The 17,688-nt window shown below is 55.2% G+C and carries 20 protein-coding genes; 6 read left to right on the forward strand and 14 right to left on the reverse strand.

Features of this window, described 5'->3' with window-relative positions; genetic code table 11:
* Positions 1 to 70: 70 nt before the first annotated feature.
* Positions 71 to 769, forward strand: a complete 699-nt coding sequence (gene pyrF / locus DSD30_RS03515) for an orotidine-5'-phosphate decarboxylase (protein ID WP_114008183.1) — start codon at positions 71 to 73, stop codon at positions 767 to 769.
* A gap of 196 nt (positions 770 to 965) precedes the next feature.
* On the opposite strand, the gene DSD30_RS03520 is transcribed toward pyrF, so the two are convergent.
* The 4 genes from DSD30_RS03520 to DSD30_RS03535 form a co-directional block, all read right to left on the reverse strand.
* Positions 966 to 1,598, reverse strand: a complete 633-nt coding sequence (locus tag DSD30_RS03520) for a DUF3592 domain-containing protein (RefSeq protein WP_138148236.1) — start codon at positions 1,596 to 1,598, stop codon at positions 966 to 968.
* A 445-nt stretch (positions 1,599 to 2,043) separates the two neighbouring features.
* Positions 2,044 to 2,829 (reverse strand): glycosyltransferase family 25 protein, encoded by a 786-nt coding sequence (locus DSD30_RS03525; protein ID WP_114008185.1) that lies wholly within the window; start codon positions 2,827 to 2,829, stop codon positions 2,044 to 2,046.
* An 11-nt stretch (positions 2,830 to 2,840) separates the two neighbouring features.
* Complete coding sequence (locus DSD30_RS03530) at positions 2,841 to 3,740, reverse strand: alpha-1,2-fucosyltransferase (RefSeq protein WP_114008186.1); 900 nt, start codon at positions 3,738 to 3,740, stop codon at positions 2,841 to 2,843.
* 38 nt (positions 3,741 to 3,778) lie between these two features.
* Positions 3,779 to 4,819 carry a hypothetical protein gene (locus DSD30_RS03535; protein ID WP_114008187.1) on the reverse strand — a complete coding sequence of 347 codons (1,041 nt, stop codon included), beginning with the start codon at positions 4,817 to 4,819 and terminating at the stop codon, positions 3,779 to 3,781.
* 275 nt (positions 4,820 to 5,094) lie between these two features.
* Here DSD30_RS03535 and DSD30_RS03540 point away from each other — a divergent pair, with 275 nt between their 5' ends.
* The 3 genes from DSD30_RS03540 (at position 5,095) to DSD30_RS03550 (ending at position 7,634) form a co-directional block, all read left to right on the forward strand.
* Positions 5,095 to 5,895 carry a glycosyltransferase family 2 protein gene (locus DSD30_RS03540; RefSeq protein ID WP_114008188.1) on the forward strand — a complete coding sequence of 267 codons (801 nt, stop codon included), beginning with the start codon at positions 5,095 to 5,097 and terminating at the stop codon, positions 5,893 to 5,895.
* Positions 5,896 to 6,061: 166 nt separating this feature from the next.
* A complete protein-coding gene (gene dapB / locus DSD30_RS03545) occupies positions 6,062 to 6,877 on the forward strand; it encodes a 4-hydroxy-tetrahydrodipicolinate reductase (protein ID WP_114008189.1) in 816 nt (271 codons plus the stop codon).
* A 136-nt stretch (positions 6,878 to 7,013) separates the two neighbouring features.
* Complete coding sequence (locus DSD30_RS03550) at positions 7,014 to 7,634, forward strand: 2,3-bisphosphoglycerate-dependent phosphoglycerate mutase (protein ID WP_114008190.1); 621 nt, start codon at positions 7,014 to 7,016, stop codon at positions 7,632 to 7,634.
* 82 nt (positions 7,635 to 7,716) lie between these two features.
* Here the strand turns inward: DSD30_RS03550 and DSD30_RS03555 are convergent, their stop codons facing one another.
* Positions 7,717 to 8,655, reverse strand: a complete 939-nt coding sequence (locus DSD30_RS03555; RefSeq protein ID WP_114008191.1) for a methylated-DNA--[protein]-cysteine S-methyltransferase — start codon at positions 8,653 to 8,655, stop codon at positions 7,717 to 7,719.
* A 63-nt stretch (positions 8,656 to 8,718) separates the two neighbouring features.
* A complete protein-coding gene (locus tag DSD30_RS03560; protein ID WP_114008192.1) occupies positions 8,719 to 9,246 on the reverse strand; it encodes a DUF2244 domain-containing protein in 528 nt (175 codons plus the stop codon).
* Between the two features lie 137 nt (positions 9,247 to 9,383).
* On the opposite strand from DSD30_RS03560, the gene nth reads away from it, so the two are divergent.
* Positions 9,384 to 10,241: an endonuclease III gene (gene nth, locus DSD30_RS03565; protein WP_114008193.1), complete on the forward strand. Its 858-nt coding sequence runs from the start codon at positions 9,384 to 9,386 to the stop codon at positions 10,239 to 10,241.
* Positions 10,242 to 10,279: 38 nt separating this feature from the next.
* Here the strand turns inward: nth and DSD30_RS03570 are convergent, their stop codons facing one another.
* The gene (locus tag DSD30_RS03570) at positions 10,280 to 10,966 is read right to left on the reverse strand and encodes a sulfate transporter family protein (protein WP_114008194.1); all 687 of its coding nucleotides are present in this window, start codon (positions 10,964 to 10,966) and stop codon (positions 10,280 to 10,282) included.
* A 206-nt stretch (positions 10,967 to 11,172) separates the two neighbouring features.
* On the opposite strand from DSD30_RS03570, the gene DSD30_RS03575 reads away from it, so the two are divergent.
* Entirely contained in the window at positions 11,173 to 12,171 is a 999-nt protein-coding gene (locus DSD30_RS03575) for an adenosine kinase (protein ID WP_114008195.1), read from the forward strand.
* Between the two features lie 95 nt (positions 12,172 to 12,266).
* Here DSD30_RS03575 and coaA read toward each other — a convergent pair whose 3' ends face one another.
* The 7 genes from coaA to hisB form a co-directional block, all read right to left on the reverse strand.
* Complete coding sequence (gene coaA, locus DSD30_RS03580; RefSeq protein WP_114008611.1) at positions 12,267 to 13,220, reverse strand: type I pantothenate kinase; 954 nt, start codon at positions 13,218 to 13,220, stop codon at positions 12,267 to 12,269.
* A gap of 415 nt (positions 13,221 to 13,635) precedes the next feature.
* On the reverse strand, positions 13,636 to 13,959 hold the full coding sequence (locus tag DSD30_RS03585) for a phosphoribosyl-ATP diphosphatase (RefSeq protein WP_114008196.1): 324 nt from the start codon (positions 13,957 to 13,959) through the stop codon (positions 13,636 to 13,638).
* 18 nt (positions 13,960 to 13,977) lie between these two features.
* The gene (gene hisF, locus DSD30_RS03590; protein ID WP_114008197.1) at positions 13,978 to 14,760 is read right to left on the reverse strand and encodes an imidazole glycerol phosphate synthase subunit HisF; all 783 of its coding nucleotides are present in this window, start codon (positions 14,758 to 14,760) and stop codon (positions 13,978 to 13,980) included.
* Position 14,761: 1 nt separating this feature from the next.
* Positions 14,762 to 15,505, reverse strand: coding sequence for a 1-(5-phosphoribosyl)-5-[(5-phosphoribosylamino)methylideneamino]imidazole-4-carboxamide isomerase (gene hisA / locus DSD30_RS03595; RefSeq protein WP_114008198.1), 744 nt, complete (start codon positions 15,503 to 15,505; stop codon positions 14,762 to 14,764).
* Positions 15,505 to 16,155: an imidazole glycerol phosphate synthase subunit HisH gene (gene hisH / locus DSD30_RS03600; RefSeq protein ID WP_114008199.1), complete on the reverse strand. Its 651-nt coding sequence runs from the start codon at positions 16,153 to 16,155 to the stop codon at positions 15,505 to 15,507. Before hisH ends, hisA begins: the two co-directional genes overlap by 1 nt.
* Before the next feature lie 5 nt (positions 16,156 to 16,160).
* Positions 16,161 to 16,712: a DUF2628 domain-containing protein gene (locus tag DSD30_RS03605; RefSeq protein ID WP_157967549.1), complete on the reverse strand. Its 552-nt coding sequence runs from the start codon at positions 16,710 to 16,712 to the stop codon at positions 16,161 to 16,163.
* A 63-nt stretch (positions 16,713 to 16,775) separates the two neighbouring features.
* Positions 16,776 to 17,369, reverse strand: a complete 594-nt coding sequence (gene hisB / locus DSD30_RS03610) for an imidazoleglycerol-phosphate dehydratase HisB (RefSeq protein ID WP_114008201.1) — start codon at positions 17,367 to 17,369, stop codon at positions 16,776 to 16,778.
* Positions 17,370 to 17,688: the final 319 nt, after the last annotated feature.

Here is a 17,688-nt window from a genome sequence, read left to right on the forward strand (position 1 = left end):
GACCGGACCAGATTTGGGTGATAAGGCTCTTGCCAATTATCCCAAATCTGTCAGCTACGGAGATCTTCCCATGTCCATCAGCGCCCGCGACCGCCTGATCGTACCCCTTGATGTGCCCACGCTTGATGACGCCCGCCGGGTTGTCGATGATCTGGGGGACACAGTCTCCTTCTACAAGATCGGCTATCAGTTGGGTTATGCAGGTGGCTTTGCGCTGGCCCATGACCTCATAGCAGAAGGCAAGCAGATCTTCATGGATCTGAAATTGCTCGATATCGACAATACGGTCGAGAAGGGCGTGGACTCGATCAGCCGCATGGGCGCAACCTTTCTGACCGTTCATGCCTATCCCAAGGCGATGCGGGCCGCTGTCGCGGGGCGGGGCAGCTCGGATCTCAAACTGCTCGGTGTCACCGTACTGACCTCTATGGATGATCAGGATCTGCTCGAGGCAGGCTATCGGATGCGTGCAGAGGAACTGGTTGCCATGCGCGCCAAGGATGCCAGAGAAGCAGGCATGGACGGCATCGTCTGTTCAGCACAGGAAGCCACGGCCATGCGCACCATTGTCGGCCCGAATGTGTCGATCGTAACCCCGGGCATCCGCCCGAGTGGCAGCGATGTTGGCGACCAGAAGCGGGTGATGACGCCGGGCAAGGCCATTGCAGCGGGTGCTGATTATCTGGTGGTTGGGCGTCCGGTGCTCAATGCGGCTGACCGTCCATCAATGGCCCGCCAGATCGTCGACGAGATTGCAGCGGCGCTGTAGGGATCAGCCAGCGATCTAACGATTATTTCGGTTCCGAAGCAAAAATCGGAATCTTTCATATCCAATGATGATCTGGCCTCGACACATTCCGTCAGTTCAGCGTGGCCAATGGTTGTCCAAGCGCTGACGTTGGTCAGCTTCGCGATGGCGAATGACCGAATGTGTCTTTGCACCTTGAACAGGTCGGGCGAGATCGTCAGGCAGCGCTGGTGCGCAAACCCTTGAATTCCCCATAGCGCCATGCCTCGCGCTGCTTGCGCAGGGCGTGCATGTAGATGACCTGCCCGATGGCAACACTGAGCAAAATCATCAGCAAGCCGGGGATGACAAGAGCATAGAGATAGCTGTCCGGATTGGTTTTCAAGAAAGCCTTTTCCGGGCGGTCCGGATTGACATGGGCCAAAACCGTGCGCCCCACGGAATAGGCCGCAATCTGATGCTTTACTTCGCCGGGCGAGTGAGATCGGATTGGCCGGACTGACAGGCGCTGGCCGGTATAGAGCGTGCCATCATACAAGTATTGATACTGGATATCGGCCGTGAAGACCGGCGTACCATCCTCATAGGTCATCCGAACCACGTCGGACTTCATGACAACTGCTGTTACCTGCTTCCAATTCTGAGCCGTGAAGGCCGTGGAGAAATGCGCAAGACCGACCACAAACAAGGCAAAGCCGACCACGACGAGGAAGAAACGCAACAGACGAACCGATCCGCGTTGATCCACCGACAGCTGTGGCCGCTGTAAACGCCAGCGGGCCGGTTCCTTGATCGGTTGGCGTTCAATTCCCTTGGTTCCCGGATAAATATAGGCAGGTTGGTAACGCATGATCAAAATCTCGAATATCAAAAAAATAGAAATTGCGACTCAATGAAACCACACTTTTCCAGTGCGGCCTAATGCCGATGTAAGGATATATCATTAGTTTAATGAAATTCTTTCGCTATCGGAAAAATTTTATCTTTATACTTTGCAGATGAAACCAGATTCTCTGTTTAGGGCTTGTTAACTTTTATTATCCACAGAGTCTTCACAGATGGGAGAGAAGCAAAAGACGCAGAGACCAGAGTCTTTCTCGCACTGAAACCATTCACTATTTGCAGCACCAGAGTCATCGAACCGGGTGACAAGAGCGATAACTTTGCGTGCAGAGTCGAGGCAGAGTCAACGGAATCGCGCCCAGAGTCGAAGCCGATTTACGCTTTGTTAATACTTAATGGTGGGAAGTTTTCGCAGCCGATCGATCATAGCCGGGCCTCCGCGCGAATGCTCGTCAGTGGCGAGAGCGTTTTTTGTAGCGTGTCTTGAACAATAGGGTCGCAAGCATCGCCTTGAGACAGCCGAACAAACCGAATGTCCGCACCCGATAACGCCATTCCTGCCCATAATGATTGCCCGCGTCGGCGAAGCGTTTGCGGGCTGGCAGTGAGCGATCGCCGCCGATAGCGTCAATGGAAGAGTCAAAGATGTTGTTGGTAATTGGAGAGGGCAGGATGCCGTAACTCTCCATTCCATGTTCCCACGGACGGCGCATATCTTCATCGATTGGGCGTTTACGCAAGATTTGATAGGTTAGGAATTTCCGCGCCCCGGCTTTGTTCATGACATAGGCACCGGCAGTGTTTGGAACGCGCCAATAGCGCACGAGAGCCCCGATACCCTGCCATGTCTTGACGGTGTCGTAATAGGCTTTGGCAGGATTAGAAATGCGCAGAATTTCCCAATCCTCTGGTAACTCGGTGACGATTTGGGGCAGATGTGCAAAGCTGGAGTCAAAATGAAGATCATCTTCCATGATGCAGACGGGTTCATCCTCTTCCTGCGCCAAAATTTGCTGCATGGCATATAGATGGCTCGCATAACAGCCAATCTCGCCTTTGTTCATGGCGCTGTCAATGTCGCCATTTTCAGTGAGAAAGTGGGGTTTGAGATCATCGGGGATGGACGTTCCAAGAAAGGCTGAAATCCGCTCGGGCTTGAAGCCGCGCTTATGCAATTCTTCAAACATATAGCGCAACCGATCAGCGTCCCGGTCCAAATTTATTACTAGAAATCTCATAACCGTCCTTGTTAGATCAAGATCCAGCCCTGGGGACAGATGTCATCGATATAGGTTGATTGCATATGGTCGCGCGTGAACCATCGGCGGGGCGCAATCACCTGCTTATGCAATTTGGGATTCAGCCAGGCACCCCACCAGCTGAAAGAGGAATTGGCGATGATATGGTGATTGCATTGACTCATCAAGGCCAGATCATGCATCCGGTCGGCTTCGGGCATCAAGGTGCGGTTAGACCAGTCCTTGGTGAGGGCATCGGCGGCTTCGATATCATCGCTGAAAATGCAGAAATGACAATCGGGCACCATCTTTTCCATCAATGCACGGGCACCATTGTAATAGTTGTCTTCCATGATGCCGTGGATTTTCAGCACCTTGGGATCATAGAGATAATCGCCCCGACGGATATGAACGGACACGGAACCGCGACGCGACACCGTTTTCACACTGTCTTTGGCCAAATCATCGATCAGATGGGACAAGGAAAACTGTTGTCGCACGCCATCTATTTCGCTATCGAAATAATCTTCAGACTGGAAATATCCGTTGAGATAACACCCCGCCTTAACTGCATGGATCGCCTCGTTTGTGGTCAGGCTGAAATGTCGAAAATGGGTGCCGGGCCAATTGTCTCCATGTTTGTTTTTTGATCGAGAGAACAGACGTTTCAAGCCGGACGCTTTAGCCGCATCACAGTCCCAGAGATCCGCTTCAAGGGCGAAGTTGGCCAGACCGAACGTGGTGTGATCAAGGCGGTTGGAATCGACCACATGAAGCAGCAACTTGCGGTCAAGCCGCCGGGCTTGCGCAAAAGCCGCTGCATATTGGAACATTTGATTGCCCAGGCCACCGAAAATACGGACACAGAGAAACTGGTCAACATTGTGCGGTGTTACTTGAATGGCTTTCATCAGCTACCTTTTGCGCCGTCGCCTGTGGGCGGTCTCGTTCACTTCCGCTCGAACAGGGTGATTTCCATGTGCCACAGCAGCCTTTTTGCAGCGCGCGGCACTTTCAGCAGGCGTGACAGACGCGAGGCCTTGATCCAGCGAATCGGCTCGGGTCTTTCCAACAGAGGAATGTCTGCCAGCTCTGGAGACAGATCTATAACCAATTTGTCCAGCACGGCAAAGAGATTATGCTCATGCATCAACCGATCCTTGTTGGCCTGCATGGCGATGGCCGCCCGCTCGTTCCCAGCTCGGCCCTGATCAAGGCATTGACGGATTCGCTCAACGGATTCACGTGGACGGGTCAGATCAATCCACAGCAGGCCATCCTTGTCGAAATCATCCGCAATGGCCGGCGAGCCACCATGAATGAGAAATGCGCCGCCGAGCAGGGTATCAGCCGTTTTCTCCGTCCAGCCATGGGGCAGAAGATTGTTTTCCAAAGCCAGATGATATCGAGAATTTTCGATGACTTCCGCCTTGTCTTCAAGGGGTTGGAAGCCGCGCCCGAAGATTGTTAATCGCTCCCCCAACGCGACCTTCAACAGGCGCAGAAAGCGCAATCGGCGCACCTGATTTTTGGTCTGACTTTTGGTGGAGCAAATGGCAGTGAGCTCCAAACTTCGGTCTTCAAGGGTGCGGACCGGTTGCGACAAGGCTTGCCAGTCCTTGCTGACATGCAAGGATCCACCGGCACCGATATCCATCCCGTAGAACCAGGGAAGGGCGGTTTGCGTGATCCGGGTCAGGCCTTTGAACCCCTTGACATTATAGGGGGATAACACGATTCCGAACTGGTCCAGATACGCCTCGGGATAGGCCTGAAAGTCCGGCGGTTCACTGATCACCAGCACCCGGCGGGCTTTTGGCACCCGCGTTTTGAGCGGCGCCTTGTGGCGATCATAGGCAACGAGCCAGTCTGCTTTCTGTTCGGGATCCTCAAGAATGACCTGCAAATCATTCCAGCAGCCGTCCGATCCCGGTGTTTGCCGAAACAAGGCTATGGTCGCGTGGGACGAGGAAAAATGAATGCATGTCATCAGCTGTTCCGTACCAATCTGACCATGACAGACGTCGTTGGCAAAAACGCCAAAACCATTCGGCTAAAGCGTGCTATCAGGTGCTTTGTTGCACCCGATTTATCAACTTAACAAGCCACCGTCAAAGCAAGAAAGCCGCCCATCCTTCAAGTGCCTGAAAGCGTTGTCGCCCGGATGAAGGGAAATCGCACTTTTATTGACTTGGAAGACCGGAACCACTGGTGTAAGGCATAGACAATTCTTGCTGTCCCGTTCCTATCGAGCCATGAGACCAGATGACCGCACCCAAACGACTTGCCAAACTTCCCCTATCCGTTTTCATCATAACGCTGAATGAAGAAGACCGCATTGCACAGTCGGTGCTCAGTGTGATCGATTGGGTGGATGAAGTGATTGTGGTGGATTCCGGTTCCACGGACCGCACGATCGAGCGGGCCGAGGATCTGGGTGCCAAGGTGGTGCATCATGACTGGCCCGGTTATGGCGAGCAGAAGCGCTATGGCGAGGATCTATGCCGCAATGGCTGGCTGTTGAATATTGATGCGGATGAGGAAATCACCCCGGCTTTGCGGGATGAAATCATCGCTCTGTTCAAGCCTGTTCCCGACACCGACATTTGCAAGCTTGAGATTGTTGATGTCTATCCCCACTTGAGCGAAGCCAAAAGCTGGGCCTATGGCTATTGGCAATATCGGCTTTATGATCGCAGCAAGGGGCGTTTTTCCACATCCACCGTACATGACACGGTGCGCCCGAGCGCAGAAGCGCGCATTCATGTTCTGAAGGGCAAGGTCAATCACCGCTCCTTCAAGACCATCGCCTTTGCCGTTGACAAAATGAACCGCATTTCTTCGATGCAGCGCGATGACATGCTGGATCGCAAGCGCAAAATCCCTGCCTGGCGGTTGTTGACGGAATTTCCCTTTGCCTTTTTCAAAGGCTATGTCCTGCGCAAACACTGCCTCTATGGCTACTGGGGCTTTGTGCTGGCCTATAATTATGCCTTCTCGCGCCATTTGCGGGTCGCCAAGATGTATGAAGCCCAATTGATGGCTGACGGAGGGGAACAGGACTGAGCCATTTGGTCTCAATCCGAAGCCACCCAGTGCACGCCTTGCTGCCATGCAGCGGGCAAACAGGTCTTGCACCAGACACAGGACATGCTTAGAACAAGCATAACTCAGATAGGGCCGGTGTGATGTTTGTATCGTCACAAACCGGCAAAAAGAGCGAGGAACCAGTATGACAGACATTCGGCTTGTGGTTATGGGTGCTCAAGGGCGCATGGGACGTGCTCTGATTGCCGCCATTCATGAAGCAGAGGGTGTCTGTGTTGCTGGAGCGATTGAACGGGATGGGTCTGACGCTGTTGGTCAGGATGCTGGCCTGTTGGCCGGTCTGCCCAATCTGGGCGTGACGGTGACCACCGATCTTGCTGCCGCGCTGGATCAGGCGGATGGGCTGATTGATTTCACCGCGCCGAAGGCAACCCTTGCCTTTGCCGCCATCGCCGCTGAAAAAAACAAACTCCACATCATCGGAACCACTGGCTTCACCCCAGAAGAAGAAGCCGAGCTGAAGGTTGTTGCCGACAAAGGGGCCGTGATGGTCAAGTCTGGCAATATGTCGCTCGGGGTCAATCTGCTTGGCAAGCTGGTGGAACAGGCGGCACGCTCTCTCGATGCAGATTTCGACATCGAAGTGGTTGAAATGCATCACAAACACAAGGTTGACGCCCCGTCAGGCACCGCCCTGTTGCTCGGTCAGTCGGCGGCTGAAGGGCGCGAGATTGACCTGCATGACAATGCGGTGATGGCGCGTGAAGGCATTACCGGGGCGCGTGAGCGCGGCTCGATCGGCTTTGCCACCTTGCGCGGTGGATCGGTGATTGGCGAGCATACGGTGATTTTTGCTGGCGAAGGCGAGCGGATTGAATTGACCCACAAGGCGCAGGATCGGTCGATCTTTGCCCGTGGCGCGGTCAAGGCTGCATGCTGGGCCCATGGCAAGCCAATCGGCTATTACACAATGATGGATGTCCTCGGTTTGAACCAATAGACCCGATTTGCAAGCCTTTGGCGCGGGCCCCCTGCTGACAAGCTTGCTTAAAGACCCTGTTTCCCTATGCATCCTTTTGAGGTGAGCTCACTGTAAGCCGGGATGCGTTGTCGTTGACTGTGAAGGAGTTGATCCTATGGAACGGACACTAGTGCTGGTGCGTCATGGCCAGAGTGAATGGAACCTCAAAAATCTCTTTACTGGCTGGAAGGATCCGGACCTCACCGAACAGGGCCATGCAGAAGCCATTGCTGCTGGTAAAAAGCTCAACGAGCTGGGTATGAAGTTCGATATTGCCTTCACTTCCGATCTGCAGCGTGCCCAGAAAACCTGTCAGCATATTCTGGATGGCGTCGGCCAGTCCGATCTGGAAACCATCCGTGATCTGGCGCTGAATGAGCGTGACTATGGCGATCTGGCTGGTCTGAACAAGGATGATGCCCGCGTCAAATGGGGTGAGGAGCAGGTTCACATCTGGCGCCGCTCTTATGACGTGCCTCCTCCGGGCGGTGAAAGCCTGAAAGACACCGCTGCCCGCACCCTGCCTTATTTCATCACCGATCTGCTGCCACAGGTCATGTCTGGCAAGACCGTTCTTTGCGCAGCGCACGGCAATTCCCTGCGTTCCATCGTGATGGTTCTGGACCGTTTGACCAAAGAGGAAATCCTCGACGTCAATCTGGGCACCGGCATTCCGATGATCTACAAATTCAACGACGACACCAGCGTTGCATCGAAAGAAATCATCGAACTCTAAGGATTTACTTGGTCGATTCGAAACCGAAAGGGCAGCTTTGGCTGCCCTTTTTTTGTTTCTGGATTGCGGAGAGGGAGACGGATTAGACGCCACCGACCTGCTGGCCGGATTCCCAGCCCAGGATGGCGCGTTTGCGGGTCAGACCCCAGTGATAGCCGCAGATCGAGCCGCTCTTACCCACAACCCGATGGCAGGGGACAACAAAGGAAATGGGGTTCTTGCCGACCGCCGTGCCAACAGCGCGCACGGCCTTGGGATTACCGATCCGCTCGGCGACATCGGAATAGGTGGTCATGTTGCCAAAGGGAATCTTCAACAGCATTTCCCAAACCCGCACCTCGAAATCTGTTCCGAGCAGAGTGATCCGCAAAGGCTGCTCGTCATTCCAGGCCTGCGGATCAAAAATCCGGTGGACATAGCTCTGGGTGGCGGCGGGATTTTCCTGATAGATCGCGTTCGGCCAGCGGCCCATCATGTCTTCGAGCGCCTTATCTTCCTCACCGGGATCGGCAAAGGCCAGACCGGCAAGGCCATGCGCCGTGACCATCACCAGAGCCATGCCAAAGGGACTTGGATGGAGTCCATAATCGATGGTCAGACCGGCCCCTTTGGCCTTGTAGGCACCGGGGGTAATGGCCTCATGGGTGACAAACAGGTCGTGCAGACGCGAGGGGGCAGACAGTCCGACCTCGAAGGCTGCATCCATTACAGAAGCGGACTGATCGAGCAGTTCCTTTGCATGATCAAGGGTCACCGCCTGTACAAAGCCTTTGGGCGACAGACCACCGGTCCAGCGGGTGAACAGCCGTTGCAGATGGTGTGGCGACAGGCCCACATGATCAGCGAGCCTCTCAAGGCTCGGCTGGTTGCGCCAATGATGGGTGAGATATTCGATCGAGCGGCGAATGGTGTCATAGTCGCGCAAAGCGTCCTGCTCGTCGGTCCGGCAGGACTGGGCCGCGGTCAGGATCGGCAAATCCGTTGTCAGGGGCAGGATTTTGGGCAGGCTCTGGCTCGTCATGCACTGGCTCATTGTTGGCAAACTCCTCGGTCTGTGAAGAGATGCTATCGAATGGCAGAGCATTCAACCACCCGAAACTTGCGCGCACCCGGTTTTTGCCGCCATCAGCGCCGATTTTAGCGCCCCGGCAAGGCTTTCCCGCTCACAGGCATGGAGGAAGGCCCCGATTTCCACTCGCTTGCCATGGGAGGTGAGATGCAGCTCGGTCATGCCGCGATCCTCTTCCTCGCGCGTTTCCATCCTTACCCAATAGGGATTGAAGGACATATGGCTCTGGCGGCCCCTGGGGCATGTGCGGATAACGCTGACTTCGCACTGGGTGATGCGGATCTGTTCCGTTGCTCTGGCATCGCGATAATTGCGGCGAAAAGCCCACCACAAAAGCAGGATATCCAGCCCGGCAAAGCCAAGGATCGGCCAAGCACCCATCAGATAGAACGGAATGGAGACAATCAGCAACGCCAAGCCGACAAAGATCATCAACCCGATGAAGCCATTGCGTCCCAAGGATCGGTAGGGATGGAGGATGGCATCAAAATAGGGTTCGGTCTCATCAAAGCGCTGTGTGGTTGCTTCATCAAGAACTGCCATAGCGATAGTCTACCCAAATCTTACGTATTTTCCCATAGTGTTTTTCGCAGCCCTTGCCGATTTGGATCGTTGATGGGAAAGAGACTTGCATCGGCTGGCGCCGGGAGCCTAAAGATTGATGAGATTATCGAGAAAGGATGAGGACCTTGACCGACCAAGCGGACGACACAACGCCTGCCCCAAAGCCAGCAAAGCAAAAAGGAGCAAAAGCGGCAAAATCCCCGATTGCTGCGAAGAAAAAACCAGCGGCTAAGAAGCCTGTGCGGCGGCGCAAGTGGAGCAAGATGCCCAAAGAGGATATCGAGGCGCTGTTTGATCGTTTCTCGCGCCAGCGGCCCAATCCGCGCGGCGAACTCGATTATACCAACGCCTACACCTTGCTGGTGGCGGTGGTTCTGTCAGCACAGGCCACCGATGTGGGGGTCAATAAGGCGACGGGACCGCTCTTTGCTGTGGCCGACAGCCCGGAAAAGATGGTGGCGCTCGGCGAAGATGTGGTCCGGGATTATATCAAGACCATCGGGCTTTATCGCAACAAGGCCAAGAATGTCATTCTGCTCAGTCAGAAATTGATCGACGAATTTGGTGGTGAGGTGCCTGCGGACCGCGATGCCTTGGTCAGTTTGCCCGGCGTGGGGCGGAAAACCGCCAATGTGGTGCTGAATATCTTTTTCGGTCAGCCGACCATCGCGGTCGACACGCATATTTTCCGGCTGGCCAACCGGTTGGAACTGGCACCGGGCAAAAATGTCGATGAGGTGGAATTGGCGCTCGAGAAGGTCATCCCAGACCCTTATGTCCGGCATTCCCACCATTGGCTGATCCTGCATGGGCGCTATGTCTGCAAGGCCCGCAAGCCCGACTGCAAGCAATGCATCGTTGCTGATCTCTGCCGTTTCAAGGACAAGACCTATTCGGTGCCCGCACCGATTGTGGTGCTGGATTCCTATGAAAACAAGCTGAGCGAGCCGAACAAGACCGGAGAAGTGCTCTAGTCTTGCCCTCTGGGCGCGCTCATGGCGTCAGGAGCCGATCAATCGGTGTTGACCGGCTTGGATCCGGTCAGCCTTTTGTGGACATGGACCATGAAGGCGGTGGCAAAAAGCGGGGTCAGCAGGTTCAACAAAGGCACAGCGATGAAGCCGGCAATCAGCAGGCCAGCAATGAAGATCCGGCCGCCATAACGGCTGCGCAGCTCCTTGACTTCGGCGCGGGACCGAAAGCGCAAGGCGGCCTGCTCGAAATATTCACGGCCCAGCAAATAGCCGTTGGCGATGAAAAAGAGCGGCACGCCAAGTCCGAGGAACGGGATCAGCAATAGCACGATCAGGTTGACGCCGATGACCACCCCCAGAAAGCGCAAGGTCTGGATGATTGCCTCGCCGAGCGGTAAATCGCGGCCATTGGCTTCGTGGGGATAGTGCCGATCTTCGACGGTGCGGCTGACTTCATCGAGAAACAGACTGGCAACGACGGTGGAAACCGGGATAATCAGAAACCAGAGACCGAAAAACAGCCCCAGAGACGTGATGATGGCCGCCGCGGCCTCTGCCCATCCGGGCAAGAAATCTTCCAACGTCAGCATATATTCGATGCCTTCACGCATGCCCACCCAGACAAGCGCCAGCAGCAGCAAGGTGATGCCGAGCATTTTCCAAAGGACAGAGCGGAACGGCTTGGTGAAAAGCTGATTGAAGGCCAGGAGGGCTGAGGCAAACATGAATGTCGAGTCTTTCGCGAATTTTGAGGTGCGTCCTGCATCACATAGGCGGGTAAAAGCGCCAGTGCAAGGGCCGTTCACCCCTTTTGGCGGTTGCCAAACAGGGCCCCGTTATTATACTGCCGCCGACTTCAACCCCCTTGAAACCGAAAGAAAGGCTCGTTTTTTGGAGGACTATCTCCTCAATTCACGTGCCGGAGTTCAGCATGACAGCAGCAAAATATGACATTTTGGGAATCGGGAATGCAATCGTTGACGTGCTTTCGCGCACCGATGATGACTTCCTCGTTGCAGAAGATCTGCATAAGGGATCGATGAACCTGATTGATGCTGAGCGTGCCGAATATCTCTATGCCCGCATGGGTCCGGCGATTGAGGCATCCGGTGGCAGCGCAGGCAACACCATTTTCGGGATTGCCAGCCTTGGCGGTCATCCGGCCTATTTCGGCAAGGTTGCCAACGATCAGCTGGGCAGCATCTTCACCCACGACATGCGGTCGCTGGGTGCGCATTTCGACACAGCTCCGCTTAAAGATGGTGCGCCAACTGCCCGCTCGATGATCCTGATCACCCCGGATGGCGAGCGGACGATGAATACCTATCTCGGTGCCTGTGTGGAACTGGGCGAAGAGGATATCGACCCGGATGTGGTCGCCAATTCCGGCATCACCTATATGGAAGGCTATTTGTGGGACAAGGAAAATGCCAAAAATGCCTTCCGCAAGGCTGCCCGCATTGCCCATGAAGCAGGCCGTGAGGTGTCCATTACCCTGTCGGACAGCTTCTGTGTGGATCGCTTCCGTAGTGAGTTTCTTGATCTGATCCAGAGCAAGCAGGTGGATATCCTGTTTGCCAACGAGCCGGAAGTAAAAGCGCTTTATCAGACTGCTGATCGGGCGACGGCGCTCAATGCCTTGCGCAAGGATGCCAAGCTTGCGGCCATCACATTGGGCAGCGAAGGGTCTGTCGTGGTATCAGGCGATGAGACCATTTATGTCGAAGCCTGCAAAATCCGCGAGCTGGTGGATACCACCGGGGCAGGGGATCTTTATGCCTCCGGCTTCCTGTTTGGCCTGTCGAAAGGCTTCAGCCTTGAGAAATGCGCCACCCTTGGCAATTTCTGCGCCGCTGAGGTCATCCAGCATATTGGCCCACGGCCGGAGCATGACATGAAGCAGGCAGCCGAGCAGGCAGGCTTGCTCTAAGACCCAACCCCCATAACAGACAGACATGCAAAAGGCGGCTTACAAGCCGCCTTTTTTGTTTCGCTTCCGGATCAAAGCTTGGAAATTTGCTCTTTCTAGAGCTTGCGCAGCAGGACCGTCTTGATGGCGTGGGTTTCATCCTTGCCCAAGACCAGATCGGCGCGCGGACGCGTGGGGAAGATATTGTCCCGCAAATTGACCAGGTTGATGGTCGTCCAGAGCCGGTTGGCTGTCTCCTCGGCTTCCTCATCGGTCAGTGTCGAATAGCGATGGAAATAGGAGCCGGGATCGCGGAACGCGGTTTCACGCAGGCGCTTGAAGCGCTCGATATACCAGCGATGCAGCATATCCTCTTCGGCATCGATATAGATTGAGAAGTCGAAAAAGTCAGAGACAAAGGGAATCGCCTTGCCATCATTGGGCAGCAGGCCGGTTTGCAGGACGTTCAGACCTTCAAGGATCAGAATGTCCGGCTGGTCGATGATCACGGCCTCATCGGGCATCACGTCATAATAGAAGTGGGAATAGACAGGGGCACGGACATTGCGCTTGCCGGTCTTGATGTCGGTCAAGAACTGCAGGATCGCCGTGCGATCATAGCTTTCCGGGAAGCCCTTGCGCTGCATCAGGTCCTCGGCATTCAGCACCGCATTTGGCAGCAGGAAGCCATCGGTGGTCACCAGATCTACCTTGGGGCTGGCAGGCCAACGAGACAACAAAGCCTGAAGCAGGCGGGCCGTGGTCGATTTGCCGACGGAGACCGACCCCGCCACCCCGATGATGAAGGGGGTTTTGGGCTCATTGGTGCCAAGAAAATGCTGAGTGGCATTGTTCAGGCCCTTGGCAAACTCGACATAATAGCTGAGCAATCTGGAGAGCGGCAGGTAGATTTCCTCAACCTCTTCCAGAGAAATGGGTTCGTGAAGGCTCTTGATGCGCTCCAGATCCACATTGGTCAACGTCATGGGCGTGTCTGCACGCAGGGTCGCCCATTCTTCGTTGGTAAATGCACGATAGGGGGACAGATTCCGCCGTGCCATTTGTTCCATTGTCTTATTCCCCGGTGCCCGGTCGACCAGTTCCATATCAGGTCACTCCCCCAAGCATCCTGCCTTGATCATCCAAGCCGATGGTTCGCAAGCAGTTTGACGCCTATAGTGGCTTTGTTCGATCAATCGCAGCCACTCTAGACGCAAGCGCTGCTCTCAATGTTGATTGATCTCAAAACCTATCCCTTTTGCCGCCTTTCGAGCGACCTTGTCTCCCCCTGTGGCCCTTGCAACAGAGAGTATGAAAAAGCGCGGCGATCCGTCTTTTGCCTGCTCTTGCAGTGCGTCAATTCACTCGCATGGCGCAATTGGCAATAAGTATGCGTGTTAGTGCGTAACTTATGCGAGGCCGTGAATAGCGAGTGATGATTCACGTGAAATGAGAGGATGAAGTGGCACGCGGCGGCTCAGACAGTCAGTCCGGCTTGCGGGCGGCTTTCTCTTCCAGCCCGGTCTGGCCGGTGCGGCGGGCCAGCTCGGCCATCACATCGTCCAGTTTGACACCGGAAATGTTCAGCACAACCAGCAAGTGATAGAGCAAGTCTGCAGTTTCAGACGTCAACTCTGCCTTATCGCCCTTCATAGCGGCGATCACGGATTCCACCGCTTCTTCCCCCAGCTTCTGGGCGCATTTGCCGACACCTTTGCAGACCAGTTTGCGGGTGTAGGAATTCGTGTCCTTGGAAGCAGCACGCTTCGCAATGATCGCTTCGAGATCACTGAGAGTGAATTTGGCCATCTGGCTGTCCTTCCCGTTTTATTTGTCCATATCCATGCGCATGGGGATGCCTGAAGCGGCCATGTGGGCCTTGGCTTGCTGAATGGAAAATTCACCAAAATGGAAGATGGAGGCAGCCAGAACAGCAGTTGCGTGACCATCACGCACCCCTTCGACCAGATGATCAAGGGTGCCAACACCGCCAGAGGCGATCACAGGAACGGTGATCATATCCGCAATTTTGCGGGTTAGTTCGATATCGAAACCAATTTTAGTACCGTCGCGATCCATCGAGGTTAGAAGGATTTCACCTGCTCCCAAATCGACCACTTCCTGGGCATATTCAATCGCGTCAATGCCGGTCGGTGTGCGGCCACCATGGGTGAAGATTTCCCATCTGGATGGTTCACCCTCCTTGGAAACGCGCTTGGCATCAACCGAGGCGACGATGCATTGGGCACCGAATTTCTCCGCCGCTTCCTTGACAAACTCGCGGCGCAAAACGGCGGCGGTGTTGATCGACACCTTGTCGGCCCCGGCTTTCAGCAAGTCGCGGATATTGTCGGTGGTGCGGATGCCGCCACCGACGGTGACCGGCATGAAGCATTCTTCCGCCGTGCGGCGGACCACATCAAAGATCGTGTCACGGTTTTCGTGGCTGGCGGTGATGTCGAGGAAGCACAATTCGTCGGCACCGGCGGCGTCATAGGCCTTGGCGCTTTCCACCGGGTCACCGGCATCCTTCAGATCGACAAAGTTGACGCCCTTGACCACGCGGCCATCTTTAACGTCAAGGCAGGGAATTACGCGGGCTTTGAGCATGTCACTTCTCCGCTTCCTTGGCTGTCTTGATCAAAGCCAGTGCTTCGCTCGGATCAAGGCGGCCATCATAGAGGGCGCGACCGGTGATCGCCCCTTCCAAAATGGCGCAATCGGGCTGGACCAGCCGTTTGACATCGTCAATCGAAGCAAGGCCGCCCGAGGCAATCACCGGAATGGAGACGGCACGGGCCAACTCAAGGGTCGCGTCGATGTTGAGGCCGGTCAGAATGCCATCGCGGTCAATGTCGGTATAGATGATCGCGGAAACGCCTGCATCTTCGAACTGGCGCGCCAGATCGATCACAGTCAATTCCGAGGTTTCGGCCCAACCCTCGACGGCCACCTTGCCACCCTTGGCATCAATGCCAACGGCCACACGGCCCGGAAACAGCTTGCAGGCTTCCTTGACCAAAGCCGGATCGCGTACAGCGACGGTGCCCAGAATCACCCGGGAGATGCCCTTGTCGAGCCAATGCTCGATGCCATCAAGATCGCGGATGCCGCCGCCCAGCTGCACCGGATTGGTGGTGCTGGCCAGAATGCTCTCAACGGCGGCGCTATTCTCGGACTTGCCAGCAAAAGCGCCATTCAGATCAACCACGTGAAGCCATTCAAAGCCTTGATTCTGAAAGCTTTTTGCCTGTGCACCGGGATTGTCGTTGAAAATGGTCGCCTGATCCATGTCGCCGAGCTTGAGGCGCACACATTGACCATCCTTGAGGTCGATTGCAGGAAAGATGATCATTATGGTCTCCAACGCAGGAAATTCGAAATCAGCGCCAGCCCCAGTTTCTGGCTCTTTTCAGGGTGGAACTGGGTGCCGACAAAATTGTCCCGACCAACCATGGCGGTGACGGTCTGGCCATAATCGCAGGTGGCCAGCAGATCATCGGCATGGGTCGGCTGCATATGATAGGAATGGACGAAATAGGCATGCAGGCCGTCAGGCCCGGTCGGAATACCAGCCCAAAGCGGATGATCCTTCAGAACGGACACGGTGTTCCAGCCCATATGCGGGATTTTCAGGGTTGGATCCTGTGGCTCCAGCGCCACCACATCGCCGGCAATCCAGCCAAGTCCGTTGGTGGTGCCATGCTCCAACCCCCGGTCGGCAAGCAATTGTTGGCCGACGCAAATGCCAAAGAAAGGTTTGCCCTTTTTGTGAACGGCTTCCTCCAGCGCTTCGGTCATGCCATCCACCGCATCCAAACCGGCGCGGCAATCGGCATAGGCCCCAACGCCGGGCAGGACGATCCGATCAGCTGCGCGGACATCCTCCGGATTGGACGTGACAGCTACGTCGCCGGTCAGGCCAGCTTCACGGGCGGCGCGCTCAAACGCCTTGGCGGCGGAACACAGATTGCCCGAGCCATAATCAATAATCGCAATGCGCATGGTCTTTACGTCTCCCGGGACCGGTCTGGTGCGGGGAAGAGGCCGATGATCGGCTCGCTGGTCCCTGTGTCCCGCATTTTATCCTTGAGCGCGACATAGCCGCTTTTGCTCTGGTTTGGCAATGGCTTTGAGGCAGATGCGTCTGCAGACCGCGCAAATGGGGTCTGCGTCGCCCCCCTTTCGGCCTCTGCCAGTCTTGCTGTCACATAGCGATGCTCACAATGCTCCAGATCCTCGGCATAAAGACTTGCCACTTCGATATAGCCCTTGTTGCGCAGGGACCAACCGATGAGATTGGGGGCCTCGAGGCTGATCCACAAGCTCATCAGAAGGGTGATCAGCATGGAAGCCCAGATCGGCAACATGGTTTCGAGCGCCGAGACCGGGATCAGAATGAGAATATAGATCAGCAAGATCCACCACAGCCGCTTCACCAGCATCCAGACAGCGGGCAGCATGAAGGCGAAGATCGAATAGTGATCCTTGATCAGGATCGCCGAATCGATCGCCTCATGAGGGGGCAGGCCGGGCTTTTCATAAATGGTGTAGGAGGGCATCCTGCCACCTTTCATTTCGTGTCTGTGAACGACATCGTTATCAAGGCATGACGGGTGCAGCCGTCAGCCATTCAGCGTTCCCTTGGTGGAGGGCACCCGGTCCGCCTGACGCGGATCAAGCTCGATGGCCTGGCGCAAGGCACGTGCCACTGCCTTGAAACAGCTTTCGGCAATATGGTGATTGTTGCGACCATAGAGATTGGCAATATGCAGCGTGATGCCGGAATTCTGCGCAAAGGCATTAAAGAATTCCTCGAACAGTTCGGTATCGAAATCACCGATTTTGTCCTTGGTAAAGGTCACATCCCAAACAAGAAAAGGTCGACCGGACACATCCACAGCGGCACGGGTCATGGTTTCATCCATCGGCAAATGGGCATCGGCATAGCGGGTGATACCCTTTTTGTCGCCCAGCGCCTGCTTCAGCGCCTGACCCAGCGCGATGCCGACATCCTCGGTGGTGTGATGGGCGTCCACATGAAGATCACCCTTGACCTTGATGTCCATGTCGATGAGCGAATGGCGGGATAGCTGATCAATCATATGGTCGAGAAAGCCAACCCCGGTGTCGATCTTGTAGCTGCCGTTGCCATCCAGATTGATGGACAGGGCGACATCGGTCTCGTTGGTCTTGCGATTGATCGTTGCCTTGCGCATAGATGCATTCCTTCGCGTGGGTCTTCAAGCCAAAACACCCGGGGTCCAGAACAAGCCTTTCGCGCCGTTGCGCACATGCTTTGCTTCCAACCTGCCGGGCAATTCTTTATGTATCAGGGCATTCTTTACAAATCCATAGGCCTCAATGCGCTAATTGAATCAACATGGTTGGTTTTTGACGTATTTGTTGCGCAATTTCGCACGATTATGGCACCACCATGCGCAAAGTCGCACAATGAGGTCTTTTGGCCTTGGTCTTGAAGGTGTAGAAGCTGAGCCAAAGGGGCTGATTGAAAGTCGATCAGCGGCGCTTACATAA

It is taken from the genome of Cohaesibacter intestini (assembly GCF_003324485.1).
In the GTDB taxonomy this organism is placed as follows: Bacteria; Pseudomonadota; Alphaproteobacteria; order Rhizobiales; family Cohaesibacteraceae; genus Cohaesibacter; species Cohaesibacter intestini.